This is a genomic window from Rossellomorea sp. NRS-1567, from assembly GCF_050467885.1.
Taxonomy (GTDB): Bacteria; Bacillota; Bacilli; order Bacillales; family Bacillaceae_B; genus Rossellomorea; species Rossellomorea aquimaris_C.
In genome coordinates this window covers 296,878-309,682 of record NZ_JBITPL010000001.1, presented here as the reverse complement: position 1 = coordinate 309,682, position 12,805 = coordinate 296,878, and the positions used below count along the sequence as shown (strand labels likewise).

Genomic DNA, 12,805 nt, shown 5'->3' with positions numbered 1-12,805 from the left:
TTATTATACAATATCTAGTAGTCGAAACTTGTTAAAAAAAGTCTGATTTATAAGAAATATATCATAGGAAGGAGATGAATGTAAGATGATCTACCTATTTTCATTACTTGCACTTATTCTATTGCTACCTATTTTATATTTTATTCCGATAGGCATCAGCGTAAAAGGGAAACTACTAATTGCCGGTATTGCATTCGGTTTAACGCTCCTTGGATTAGTCGCATCAACCCAGTATCCAATTTGGATGATTGGAATCATGTTAATGGTTTTGCTAGGTCTTTCTTCTTATGTGATTGAACAACGATTCAGTGGTCTTTTAGTCCTGGCTACCGGCACTGAGGTGGATTTGGAAGAAGAACCTATGCAAATAGTCCATGAACATAAGGGATTAAAGGGTAATTTACATAATAAAAAGGATGAAACTGAAGCTGAGGAAGAAAAATTCGATTTGATTGAGGAAACTGTGAATTCCGTTCCGGTTGAAGAAGAAATAGCTCCAATTGAATTGGAGGAACTTTATGAAATCGAAGTAGACGTGGCAGAAGAAGATTTTGAAACAGATGGTTCTATAAAACAAGATGAACCATTACAAGCTGTCGATATCATAGAGGGATACCCTGCCGTTGAAACTGAGCCGAAAAAGGTCGATGATGATGAAAGTGAGTGGTTCATAGAAAATGCCGGTGAATACGAAGATAACGAAGCTAAAAAAGAAATAGAAGAAGGAAATGAGTCTTCTGATATCGTTTTAAGTGAGATTGAAAGATTAATAATTGATGAAACTGACGAGACCATTGAGAATGAAAATGAAGAAATGAAAGATGTAGTTGATGATCAACTGGAACCTGTAGAAGATTTAGAGGACTTACCGGGTTCTGAAGATGAATTGGAAGATGATTTTGTTGAAGGTGAGGACCCCGAAATATTTGAGGATACAGAGGATAGTATTGCTGAAGATATCAGTGAAGAAGACCTTCACGTACACGCACTTCCTAAAAGATCGAGGATCATGAGAGAGGTTATGAAAACCATGATTGAACAAATCACACTCTCGAAGAGCATTTTATCGTCCCACCAGATAGAAAACATGATTAAGCATTACTTACATCCAAGTTTACACGATCAAGATTACTATACATTTGCAAGAGTATTAATGGATCATTACATTTCAACAGAGCAATACGATGACTTACAAATGTTTACTGACGGGATTTCAAAGAGATTCAATGAGCATCCGTACATTAAAATGGACATTGAGCAAACAAATGAGTTTGCATGGGAAAAGTTAAACGAAATTAAATTGACAGAATAGGTGAGATGACATGAAAAAGAGTGCAGAAATGAAAGCTTTACCGATTATCAGTATATCCGATGGAAGTGAAATAGGGAGGGTCAAATCCCTTGTAATCAATCCGGAAAAGGGCTCAGTTGATTTTCTGACCATCGAGCATGAAGATTGGCAGGTCAGTGTGAAGGCGATCCCGTTTAAAAAGGTAGTTGGAATAGGGGAATATGCCGTCACCGTCGAAAATGAGAATGCCGTAATCGATTTAAATGAAATCCCGATTGCGAACCAGCTGGTGAATAAAAAAATTAAAATTAACGATACCCGCGTGATGACCCGTAAAGGCCAAATGATCGGCAACATTCAAGAGTTTTATGTGGATGATGAAACCGGGGCTATTGTTTCCTTAGAATTGAATGCTCAAGACAACACGTTTTTCCTTGGTACGGAACATGTTCTAACATTTGGGAAAGATATCATAATTGTGAACGAAGACGCTGCTGAATATTTTAAAGGATCATTTGATCAACTTGTAAGCCCTGAGCCTGTTTTTGAAGAAGAGACTCTGCCTTTACAACCGCAACCACATGGCTTAGAGACCATTAAAACGAAACAGACTCAATTACTTACAGGAAAAAGAGTGATTGAAGATATATATAATTTAGAGGGGAATCTATTAATTGCTAAAGGTTCATCTCTAACCGAAGCTGATATTAAAGCTGCTCAAGACGCAGGTCCATCTGTTTTTGTTGATTTAACGATGAATATTAAGTAGGAGTCAGGAAGGAGCGCCTAGTGTGAAAAAAGGTCTACTTGTTAAACTGATGACCGTTTTGTTCTTATCCACATTCTTTCTATATGGATTTTCTCATTTAGGCGTCTTTGCTTATGAAACGTTCTTTGTTAAGTCACTCAATCTATCGAAACATGCAGCGGTTGCATCTATTAAACTGGGTGGAGCAAACAAAGAAGAAGCAATGAAGATACTGGATGAGAAAGTAGAGGAGTGGAAGGTAAATCAAAACCTGATGTTTGATTTCAATGGAGAAACAGCCAAAATCGACCCATCTCTCTTTCAATTTCATTTGGAAGAAAGCATAGAGAAACTTGTTGATAATGAAAACACAAGTTTAATTGTGACGATGGATGAAAAGGCATTCGATGCGTTTCTTTCAAATCAGTTCGCTGACTATAGGGGAGAAGACATCAACCTACCATCTTTACGGGAGTATATCCTCTCTTTGGCTGGTAGTCTTCATAAAGAAGAGAGCATACTGATATACGATTATGTAGCCAGTAATGAGTCTCCACAAGTCCTGTATGAGGCCGTGTCGAATGAATTAGAGGTTACACCAACGATTAAGAGCTTTATAGACAATTATCCCTCCATTCCCATTGTACCCAATTCCCAATTTTCCTTTTCGGATTTCCTGGAAACAGAAGGTTTTGTAGTTGAATCACAGGCTGATTTAAGTCCGGTTGCATCACTACTCTATCAGATCACCTTACATTCCAACTTTTCTATCATTGAACGAAATATAAGCAAGCTGCTTCCTAACTATGTGACACTTGGCTTTGAAGCGAAATTCAATCCGATGAATAACCAGGATTTTGTCATCACCAATCCTAATTCAACTGGTTATGAGCTGAAGCTTGCCATCCAAGAGAATAGAATCAAGGCTCAATTGCAGGGAATCCCTTTTCCAAACTCTTATAATGTCCGTTTGTCGGAAAAGGAAACGTTCCCTCCACGCGTGATTAAACAGTTTAGCCCTTTTGTTGAAAAAGGAAGCGTCGATATTCAACAAGAAGGGAAAGACGGGGTCCTGATCCGGGTCTATAAGCAAAAACTGAGTTCTTCAGGTGAAATCCTTTCAGAAGAACTCATCAATGAAGATTTTTATGCACCACAGCATAAGATTGCGGTTTATCCGCTGCAGGAATTACAGGAAACCCCAAGTGGAACATTTGATAATGTACCAACCGGGGAGAATGGTGAAGAATCATCGAATCAAGAATCGAATGATGGGGAAAAGGATGACACTTCCTCAATGGATGAGGAAGAGAACGAGAACCATTCCCCAGAGAAGGAAAGGGAAGATCCTGCCGACCAGGATTCTTCAAGGCCATCAGATGGAGAAGCAAAACCAAAGAAGAAAAAAGACATTAAATAAGTCGTAAAAGCGGGTGATAAGGTGACCACGATTAGAAAGAGGCTTGGAGACCTGCTGGTTGAAGCAGGGATCATAACCGCATCCCAGTTACAAGATACCCTGAAAGATAAGGCGAAGGGACAGAAGTTAGGGGATGCCCTGCTTCAAAGAGGATATATTACGGAACAGCAGTTGATTGAAGTACTGGAATTTCAATTGGGGATTCCCCATGTCAGCCTATACAGATACCCCTTTGAAACGAATTTATTCCACTTGATTCCTAAAGAATCGGCTAAGCGGAACCTGATGATCCCTCTTAAAAGAGAAGGGGATAGGCTTTTTGTAGCCATGAGCGACCCGTTGGACTTTTACGCAATCGAGGATCTGCGCTTGGCCACAGGCTTTCAAATCGAGACAGCGATTGCAACCAAGGATGATATTCTGAAAGTCATCAATAAGTTTTATGACTTAGAGGATGGATTTGAAGACCTATTCCAGGAGAATCGGGATCTAAATAGAGCAGAAGAAGATACGGTGGTGGATTCCGATTCACCCATCGTTCGATTAGTGAACGGAATCCTGTCAAATGCGGTGACCCAAAAAGCGAGTGACATACATATCGACCCTCAGGAAACAAAAGTTGTCATACGTTACAGGGTGGACGGAATTCTTAGGACCGAAAGAAATCTCCCGAAGCACATGCAAAGTATGTTGATTGCCAGGCTTAAAATCATGGCGAATCTCGACATAACCGAATTCAGGGTGCCTCAGGACGGGAGGATTAAGGTGAATATCGACTTTCATCCAATCGACCTTCGTGTGTCGACATTACCGACAGTCTATGGAGAGAAAATTGTATTGAGGATTCTGGATTTAGGTTCGAGCCTGAATGACCTCTTAAAACTTGGATTCAACAAGGTAAATCAACAGAGATTCATGAAGATGATTCAGCAGCCGACAGGGATTGTACTCATCACGGGACCAACCGGTTCAGGGAAGTCTTCTACTTTATATGCTGCCCTAAATCACCTCAATAGTGAAGAAGTGAACATCATTACAATCGAGGATCCCGTTGAGTATCAGCTGGAGGGTATCAACCAGATCGGTGTGAATCAAAATGTCGGTTTGACCTTTGCGAAGGGGCTTCGGGCCATTTTGCGTCAAGATCCGAATATCATCATGGTCGGGGAAATTCGAGACAGGGAGACAGTCGAAGTATCCATCCGCGCTTCCTTAACCGGACATCTCGTGTTGAGTACCATCCATACCAATGACTCAATCAGTACGGTGACGAGACTATTGGATATGGGTGTAGAACCCTTTTTGGTTGCCTCATCACTAAGCGGGGTCGTGGCTCAACGCTTGATCAGGAAGGTATGCCGTGATTGCAAACAAGAGATGCCGGCTACCAAGCGGGAGATTGAGATATTCGCCAAAAGGGGAATGAAGATCGAGACCATCACGAGAGGGCAGGGTTGCTCCTCCTGTAATATGACAGGATACAAAGGTCGGATTGCCATTCATGAGGTCCTCGTCATGAATGATGAAATGAAGAAGGTCATTCTGAACAACGAACCCTTCTCCAAGTTAAGGGAGCATGCCGTACGGAATAAAACCATCTTCTTAATTGATGACGGCTTGCTGAAAGTAAAACAGGGCATGACCACGACCGAAGAAGTATTAAGAGTAGCGATTTCAGAGTAGGTGAATGAATTGAAAGAAAAAGTTGATTATCTTCTAAAGTCTGCTTACGAGTTAGGCGCGTCCGATATCCATCTTACAGTCGGCTCACCGCCTATCTTCCGCATACATGGGGACTTGAAAAGATTCGGTAAGGAAAATTTGCTGCCTGATAACACGGAATCAATGGCTAGAGCCATCATTTCTGAAACGATGTATCCGTCTTTTGAAGAAGTGGGTGAATTGGACTTTTCCTATGGAATCCCAGGCGTTTCAAGGTTCAGGGTGAATGCATTCAAACAACGTTCATGCATATCTTTGGCCATACGTGTCATTCCGACTTCCATTCCTACAATGGAGGAATTGTTTCTTCCCCATGTATTGAAGACGATTGCTGAAAAACCACAGGGTCTCTTCCTTGTTACTGGACCTACGGGGAGTGGAAAGTCGACCACACTTGCATCTATCGTAGATTATATGAACCGGAAAATGAGAAAGCATATCATCACCCTTGAAGACCCCATAGAATACCTGCACAAACATGGGGCATCCATCATCGATCAGCGGGAAGTAGGATTTGATACAAAATCATTTTCAAAAGGGTTGAGAAGTGCACTGAGGCAGGATCCGGATATTATACTCGTAGGAGAGATGAGGGACCTTGAGACCATCCATACTGCCATCACGGCGGCGGAAACCGGTCACCTGGTACTGGCGACCCTTCATACATCCAGTGCCCCGGCCACCATCGAGCGGATCGTAGACGTCTTCCCGCCGGAGCAGCAATCGCAAATCCGCGTTCAATTGGCATCGGTCCTAGTCGGGATCCTTTCACAGAGATTATTTGCCACCACTGATAAAAAGGGAAGAAGGGCAGCGACAGAGCTTCTCATGAATAATGCGGCGATCGCCAATTTGATCCGTTCCGAAAAGGTCCACCAAATTCAAAATGTCATGCAGACGTCCAAAACTTCAGGCATGCACATCATGAGCGACAGTGTGATGAGGCTTTATGAAAGTGGCATCATTTCAAAGGAAATGGCGTTTCCTTATAGCAGAGAGGAGATTCCTCAATAAATGGGACGTTATAAGTACACGGGCAGGGACCAAAAAGGAAAAAAAACGGGGATTATCACGGCATCATCCAAGAAAGATGCCCTCATCCAGCTGAAGAAACAGGAAGTAAGGGTCATTGATATTTTGGAAATGCCTGAGACACTCATGACCAAAGACATAACGATCGGAAATCCGGTGAAATTACAGCATCTTGTTATTTTTCTGCGCCAGTTTGCGACCCTTCTTCAAGCCGGGGTCACAGTTGTTGATTCGACTCATATCCTGGCCGAGCAGACAGAGAGTAAGGCACTCGGCAAAGCACTTAAGGAAATAGAAGATGAATTGCGGGACGGGAACCCACTATCTGAAGCCTTCTCCCGTCACAAGAAGATTTTTGAACCAATGCTGATCAATATGCTTAAGGCCGGGGAAGCGTCAGGAAGCCTGGATGAAACATTGGAGGGGCTCGCCACTCACTATGAAAAGCAACATATCACGAAACAGAAAATCATTTCGGCATTAGCTTATCCAATGGTTGTCGGCGTCATTGCCATCGGGGTCGTGATATTCTTACTGGCTGCCGTTGTGCCTACATTCGTGAATATGCTGTCCGATTTCGGCGGAGAACTACCGACCATTACAAAGTTTGTTATTGCTTCAAGTGAATTCATGCAAAAATTCTGGTACATTATCATTTTGTTTTTTGTATTCATTGCTTTCACTCTGGCCATGTTAAGAAAAGACAAACGATCGAAGTATTATCTGGATTATGCCATCCTGAGAGTGCCTATTTTCGGAAAGATGCTGCAGAAAGCGGTACTGGCGAGAATGACGCGAACGCTCAGTTCATTATTTTCAAGCTCAGTCCCTATCCTGCAGGCATTAGCCATCGTTGAAAAAGTTGTGGAAAATGAAGTGGTGGCACGAGTAATCGGTGAATCCCGGAGGTCATTGGAGAAGGGGACTTCCCTTACAGACCCTATGAAACGGCATTGGGCTTTTCCTCCATTGGTGACGCAGATGATCGCCATAGGGGAAGAGACAGGATCCCTTGACTCAATGCTTGCAAAGGTCGCGGACTTCTATGAAAAAGAAGTGGAAAGTGCCACGGATCGTCTAAAATCACTGATAGAACCACTCATGATCGTCATGCTGGCAGGTTTGGTCGGGACAATCGTGACCTCGATTCTCGTTCCGATGTTCGAAATCTTCAATAATGTTCAAAACTATTAGAAAATACCTATAATTTTACAAAAAGTTTGATTTTTTTGTCGGATGATTGTTGTATACTAGTACTAGATTACTAGTTTTTAGTAAAAGATAAATATACAGGAGGAATTTCCATGTTAAAGAAAATGGGTCAAAGATTGAAAAATGAGCGCGGATTGACGCTTATCGAATTACTTGCTGTTGTCGTTATTTTAGGGATCATTGCGGCGATTGCGATTCCTAGTATTGGTGGGTTGATTAATAACTCGAAGAAGGATGCTCATATTGCGAATGCTCAGCAGATGGTGAGTGGGGCTAGATTGGCGGTTACTGCAAACAACACTAATTTAACTGAAATATCCCTTTCAGATTTGATTTCAGATGGATATTTAGAAGAGTTATCTGCTCCATCAGGTGGTACTTATGATGAAGCAACCAGTAAAGTATTCATCACTAAGGATGCTAGTACTGGAAATTATTCTTATACTGTTACTTTATCAAATAATAACGTAGCAACCACTGGATTTTTTGTAACTAAAGATCCGGATTCTCTAACTCGCGATGATGTTAAGTTAGATGGGACCGCTACTGCTACTGTAACACCTTAATAGAGCATGTATTTACTTCTATTCCTTTACGGTCTCCTCCTAGGCTCCTTCTACAACGTAGTCGGCCTTCGGATACCGCTCAAAAAGTCAATCGTCAAACCAAGATCAGCTTGTCCCTACTGCCAGCATACGCTGACGGCCAAGGAACTGATACCAGTACTATCCTATATCATGCAAGGGGGAAAATGCGCTCAGTGTAAGGGGCGCATTTCTCCTCTTTATCCATTGATGGAACTATCTACCGGACTCTTATTCTTACTTTCTTATATTATGTTAGGCCTCCAGCCGGAGCTGATTGTCGCTCTTACACTTGTCTCTTTATTCATGATCATCACGGTCAGTGATCTGAAATATATGGTCATTCCTGATAAAGTGCTGATGTTTTTTTCAGTACTGTTCATCATAGAAAGGATTTTCATCCCGTTACATCCTTGGTGGGACAGCATTGCAGGTAGTATTACCGGTTTTTGTCTGCTTCTCTTGATTGCCATCTTCAGCAAAGGGGGAATGGGTGGCGGTGATATTAAACTGTTCGCTGTCATTGGTTTTGTTGTGGGGGTCAAGGTGATGCTTTTTTCCTTTTTCCTCGCTACCCTTTTTGGGACGGTGGCCGGTATTGCGGGCCTGATGCTTGGCTTTTTCAAAAAAGGGGAACCCATTGCTTTCGGTCCATATATCGTATTAGGAACACTCGCAGCATACTTCTTTCACCAGCCAATCCTGGATTGGTATTTTTCTCTATATAGCTAAAGGGGTCATTCAAGATGTTATCACGTCTCTTCAATAAGAATAAAAATAAAATCAATATCGTCATCAGTGATCAATGGATTCGATTTGTAGAATTGAAATCGGTGTCTCCTTTACATATTCACCATTTTGGAGAGAAACGAATAGCTGACGGGATGATCTCCGATGGCAAAATCATTGAAAAAGAAGCTTTTCAAGCACTGTTGGAAGAGTGTGTCCTCGACTGGGGTATCAAGAAAAGGGAAGTTCAATTCATCGTACCGAATACTCAGATGATCATCAGGAAGATGGAGATATCATCGAATATTGAGGATGATGAGGTGAAGAGCCACTTATTCCTGGAAATCGGTACGAGTATCCACCTGCCTTTTGAGAATCCGGTTTTTGATGTGGTGGTCGTAGGAAATAAAGGAGACAAGAAAGAAATCATCCTTGTGGCGGCACCGGAAGATATTGTCATGGAATATCAGCAGATCCTGACTGATGCCCATTTAAAGCCCGTTGTGGCGGATATTAGTCCACTTGCCTTTTATCGATATGTTCACTCATTGGATCTAACTCATAGAGAAGACCATGAAATGCTCCTCTATTTCAATCAGGCTAATGTGACCGTATCAATCTTTCATGATCATCAGCCTGTATTTTTCAGGCCGATCGGTTTAGGGGAGGATCGGGAAGTCATGGATGATCGAGGGTATCAAAAGGATATTCAATCACTTCAGTTTGATGAAGTGATGAAAGAAATAGACAAAGTGATCAGCTTTTACCGATATACACTGACAAATGATGAAGCAATGATTAATAAAATATACGTAACGGGTGACCATCCCATGGTAGGGGAAATCCACACCCTTTTATCAGATCGGTTTGAGATCGATATTATCCAGGTGCCGACAGCCGCACGCGACGCCTACACCAATGAAGAACTATCGAGTGCGTTTCTACTCGCCATTGGTTTAGGATTAAAAGAGGTGATATAGTGCTCGTCGATATCAATTTATTACCTCAAAATGAAAAAGGGAGTCGTCAGTGGCTGTATGTGGTTATCGGTGTGCTATCCGTTGGGATCCTTGCTCTTTTTGTTCTTTTTCTGCTGGCTTTCAATATTGGAAAAGACGTGGACGTCCTGACGACGGAATTACAGAGTACCAAGCAGCTCAGAGCTGAAAAAGAACAAAGCATTTCTGATTTTGAATCATCCGATGCCTGGGTACAATTGGAGAGTGCAGTCAGATGGGCGGAAAGCTATCCCATCGATACGGTGCCGGTCTTGAATCACCTGGTCGAATTACTGCCGGAACGGGGTTTCGTGAAGCAATTTACATACGCTGAAGATGGGAGTATCCAACTCTCGATTCAATTTGACACAAGCAGTGAAGCTGCGTTTTATTTAACGCATTTGAAGGAATCCCGGTACATTCAGGAAGCAACCTTATTGAAGCTTGCTACAGAAACCATCTCTGAAAATGATAGTCTGACAGCCGTTAATACGGAAACCATCTTACCAAGGTATATAGGTCAGTATGAAGTAACGTTAAATAGAGTAGAGATAAAGAAAATGGAATCAGAGGAAACTTCCGATGAGCAGGGAGGCGATTCGGAATGAATGTACTGTTCGAGAAAAAAGAATGGTTACTGATCAGCACATCCATCGTTATCGCAGTATTTCTCATCCTTGGGGGAGTATGGTTCTACTATCTACCCGTGAAAAATCAAAAAGAAAGTCTACAGAATGAAATCAATACGGAAAAGAAGCTGATTGAAGCATTGGATTCAAAGATTTCTTCCATTAAACAGGCTTCCTTTGAAAATTCGAGTTCACTACAACAAAAGGTTCCGGTCAAGCCCCTCACTCAGCAGCTCCTTATCGATTTGGAAAAAGCAGAAATCGTCTCAGACAGTTTTATCACAAGCATTGAATTTACAGAAGGTGCCGTAGATCTTCCTGCAACTGAAACCTTGGGCGCAGGGGATGATGTTTCCCAAACAGATGGTGAAGTAACTGAAGAAGGCACTGAAGTGAACCCGGCACCTGTTGTGGTCCTTCCACAAGGTCTTCAAAAACTGACAGCCACGATTTCTGTAGAAGCAAAGAGCTATTTCGAGATAGAGGAGTTCATCAATAAATTAGAAGAGCTGCATCGCATCGTGGAAATAGAACAGATTTCTTTCAGCGGACCGGCTGAATTACTGCAATACCAAGATGAATTCGAAAATATTCAATTGAATTTAGTCGTGTCCGCCTTTTATTTACCTGGTTTAGTAGAACTTGAGAAGGAGCTGCCGAAGCTCGATGCACCCCTGCCTTCTAACAAAAAGAATCCTTTTCAGCAGTTCCCTGAACAAAAGTCAGAAGAACTAGATACCAATTAAAGGTTTGATGATAATGCGTGAAAATGAAAGAGGATATACGCTTGTAGAATTGCTTGCTGTTATCGTGATCTTAGGGATCATAGCCGTCATTGCTGTATTGGCGATAAACAATCTGATTGAAAAATCAAAGAAACAGGCGTTTGTGGCAAATGCCCTTACGATGAAAAGTTCAGCGCAATACTATGCGAAGGATGCCATGCTTCAAGAAAGGGTAACGGGTAAGATTACGTATAAAGAGTTGATAGATGCTCAATTGATAGAACCGATCTTGGATCCCCATTCCAAAACAGTTATGGCACCGGATGAATCCTCTTATGTTTTGGCTGACGAGGAGAGTGTGATATCCATTTGTTTACTGGGGGAAGAGTATAATCTCTGTACAAATGGAAACGGAGATAGGGAAGAAATCCCGTTTTCTACCCTTTCAATTCAATCACTGCAGAAAAACTGAAAAATTTGACGAAAACCTATTAGGACAAGACGACAAAAGTCTTGTTCTTTTTTTTATTAGATGTGATAGCATGGAAAAAAATAGATGAAGGAGGGTGGCGATGATGAATAATAAAAGAGACAAAGATAAAAAGATATCTATTAAAATTAATGGTGAAAAAACAAATTTTGATGAAGAGCTTCTTGTTTATGATTGGAAGTCGGGGGAGTCTGAAGCAGCTGCCGGGGAAGAGGCGAAAGACAATGGATTCGATTGGGTCCTTCCCGACGATGAGGAAGCCCAGCCTCCTAAGGAATACAAAAAAATCAATTATGTGTCAGGGAACAAGAAGAAGCGCAAGTCTTTCAAAAATCCTTTTCAGGACTCTGTCAATCTTCTAATGTCCATAATTGGTGCGGTTGTGGTGGGAGCGGTGCTGGGATTCGGCACGCTTAAAGTCATTACGACAACAGATGGTCCTTCGGCGCCGGCGGCAACGCTGCAAGATACGACAGCGGAAGGAAATACGGAAGGGAAGCAGTCTGTATCGGCTGTTGAATTACAGGATTTCTCAACGTCGATCCTTCAAGGCGGTGTGTTTTCAACAAAGGAATCGCTTAATGCCATGAAGGACAGCTTAGCAGGAAAAGGGTTGAGCAGCGCAAGTGTGGAAAAGGATGGACAATTCTTTCTTTTATTGGGTGTTTCGGGAGATCTTGAAACAGCCAAATCGCTTGGAGCAGAATTGAAGGAACAAGGGGTAGACGTGTTTGCAAAAGATTTTGTATTTGGAGCTAAAGGAATAAATGCTTCAAAGGAAGAGAAATCCTTTTTGGAAAAAGGAAATGGGCTCTACAACACTTTAGCTATGGAGAGCAGCAGTGGAATGGTCGGTGGAACGCCTGATGAAAAGACGATTCAAACCATTCAATCCGGAGTGAAGGAATTGGAAGGAATCAAGGTGGGTCAAGAGTCTATCGCGTCCATGAAAGAGTCCCTGGTCAATGCAGGGAATCTCGCGGAGGCGATGAAGTCCCGGGAGGATGCCCAGAAAGTTCAGGAAGAGCTGTTATCCTACCTGCAACTTTACAGTGGATTATAATTTCGACCGGATTAGACTATTTTCTAGGAAATAATCTTTTACCGAAAATAGAGCCTCTCTCATTTTGTCAGATTTATGCTTACTGACCATAAGAGTGCCGGCTCTATTTTTACTTGTTTAAAGAGGCGGAATTTGGTAGTATATTCATGTATCTCCCAATTT

At 42.0% G+C, this 12,805-nt stretch carries 13 protein-coding genes; all 13 read left to right on the top strand.

All coding sequences use genetic code 11. The annotated features are described in order from the left end of the window. Positions 1–85 precede the first annotated feature (85 nt). Positions 86–1,312 (top strand): hypothetical protein, encoded by a 1,227-nt coding sequence (locus ACIFOD_RS01605; protein WP_430313240.1) that lies wholly within the window; start codon positions 86–88, stop codon positions 1,310–1,312. 10 nt (positions 1,313–1,322) lie between these two features. Further along, positions 1,323–2,060: a PRC-barrel domain-containing protein gene (locus ACIFOD_RS01600; RefSeq protein WP_397552059.1), complete on the top strand. Its 738-nt coding sequence runs from the start codon at positions 1,323–1,325 to the stop codon at positions 2,058–2,060. A gap of 22 nt (positions 2,061–2,082) precedes the next feature. After that, positions 2,083–3,459, top strand: coding sequence for a VanW family protein (locus ACIFOD_RS01595; protein ID WP_430313239.1), 1,377 nt, complete (start codon positions 2,083–2,085; stop codon positions 3,457–3,459). Positions 3,460–3,480: 21 nt separating this feature from the next. Next, on the top strand, positions 3,481–5,142 hold the full coding sequence (locus ACIFOD_RS01590; protein ID WP_430313238.1) for a GspE/PulE family protein: 1,662 nt from the start codon (positions 3,481–3,483) through the stop codon (positions 5,140–5,142). Positions 5,143–5,151: 9 nt separating this feature from the next. Continuing rightward, positions 5,152–6,195: a type IV pilus twitching motility protein PilT gene (locus ACIFOD_RS01585; RefSeq protein ID WP_430313237.1), complete on the top strand. Its 1,044-nt coding sequence runs from the start codon at positions 5,152–5,154 to the stop codon at positions 6,193–6,195. Continuing rightward, positions 6,196–7,407 carry a type II secretion system F family protein gene (locus tag ACIFOD_RS01580; protein ID WP_430313236.1) on the top strand — a complete coding sequence of 404 codons (1,212 nt, stop codon included), beginning with the start codon at positions 6,196–6,198 and terminating at the stop codon, positions 7,405–7,407. A 110-nt stretch (positions 7,408–7,517) separates the two neighbouring features. Next, positions 7,518–7,991, top strand: coding sequence for a competence type IV pilus major pilin ComGC (locus ACIFOD_RS01575; RefSeq protein WP_430313235.1), 474 nt, complete (start codon positions 7,518–7,520; stop codon positions 7,989–7,991). Positions 7,992–7,997: 6 nt separating this feature from the next. Further along, entirely contained in the window at positions 7,998–8,741 is a 744-nt protein-coding gene (locus ACIFOD_RS01570) for a prepilin peptidase (RefSeq protein WP_430313234.1), read from the top strand. Positions 8,742–8,755: 14 nt separating this feature from the next. Then, positions 8,756–9,718 carry a type IV pilus biogenesis protein PilM gene (pilM, locus tag ACIFOD_RS01565; RefSeq protein ID WP_430313233.1) on the top strand — a complete coding sequence of 321 codons (963 nt, stop codon included), beginning with the start codon at positions 8,756–8,758 and terminating at the stop codon, positions 9,716–9,718. After that, positions 9,718–10,344: a PilN domain-containing protein gene (locus ACIFOD_RS01560; protein WP_430313232.1), complete on the top strand. Its 627-nt coding sequence runs from the start codon at positions 9,718–9,720 to the stop codon at positions 10,342–10,344. Before pilM ends, ACIFOD_RS01560 begins: the two co-directional genes overlap by 1 nt. Beyond that, the gene (locus tag ACIFOD_RS01555) at positions 10,341–11,111 is read left to right on the top strand and encodes a hypothetical protein (RefSeq protein WP_430313231.1); all 771 of its coding nucleotides are present in this window, start codon (positions 10,341–10,343) and stop codon (positions 11,109–11,111) included. Before ACIFOD_RS01560 ends, ACIFOD_RS01555 begins: the two co-directional genes overlap by 4 nt. Before the next feature lie 7 nt (positions 11,112–11,118). Beyond that, positions 11,119–11,562, top strand: coding sequence for a type II secretion system protein (locus tag ACIFOD_RS01550; protein ID WP_430313230.1), 444 nt, complete (start codon positions 11,119–11,121; stop codon positions 11,560–11,562). Positions 11,563–11,665: 103 nt separating this feature from the next. After that, positions 11,666–12,643 (top strand): SPOR domain-containing protein, encoded by a 978-nt coding sequence (locus ACIFOD_RS01545; protein ID WP_430313229.1) that lies wholly within the window; start codon positions 11,666–11,668, stop codon positions 12,641–12,643. Positions 12,644–12,805 lie beyond the last annotated feature (162 nt).

Coding starts and splice junctions, on each gene's coding strand:
- ACIFOD_RS01605 (WP_430313240.1), top strand. CDS start 86: ATGATCTACCTATTTTCATTACTTGCACTTATTCTATTGCTACCTATT.
- ACIFOD_RS01600 (WP_397552059.1), top strand. CDS start 1,323: ATGAAAAAGAGTGCAGAAATGAAAGCTTTACCGATTATCAGTATATCC.
- ACIFOD_RS01580 (WP_430313236.1), top strand. CDS start 6,196: ATGGGACGTTATAAGTACACGGGCAGGGACCAAAAAGGAAAAAAAACG.
- ACIFOD_RS01575 (WP_430313235.1), top strand. CDS start 7,518: ATGTTAAAGAAAATGGGTCAAAGATTGAAAAATGAGCGCGGATTGACG.
- ACIFOD_RS01570 (WP_430313234.1), top strand. CDS start 7,998: ATGTATTTACTTCTATTCCTTTACGGTCTCCTCCTAGGCTCCTTCTAC.
- pilM (WP_430313233.1), top strand. CDS start 8,756: ATGTTATCACGTCTCTTCAATAAGAATAAAAATAAAATCAATATCGTC.
- ACIFOD_RS01555 (WP_430313231.1), top strand. CDS start 10,341: ATGAATGTACTGTTCGAGAAAAAAGAATGGTTACTGATCAGCACATCC.
- ACIFOD_RS01550 (WP_430313230.1), top strand. CDS start 11,119: ATGATAATGCGTGAAAATGAAAGAGGATATACGCTTGTAGAATTGCTT.
- ACIFOD_RS01545 (WP_430313229.1), top strand. CDS start 11,666: ATGAATAATAAAAGAGACAAAGATAAAAAGATATCTATTAAAATTAAT.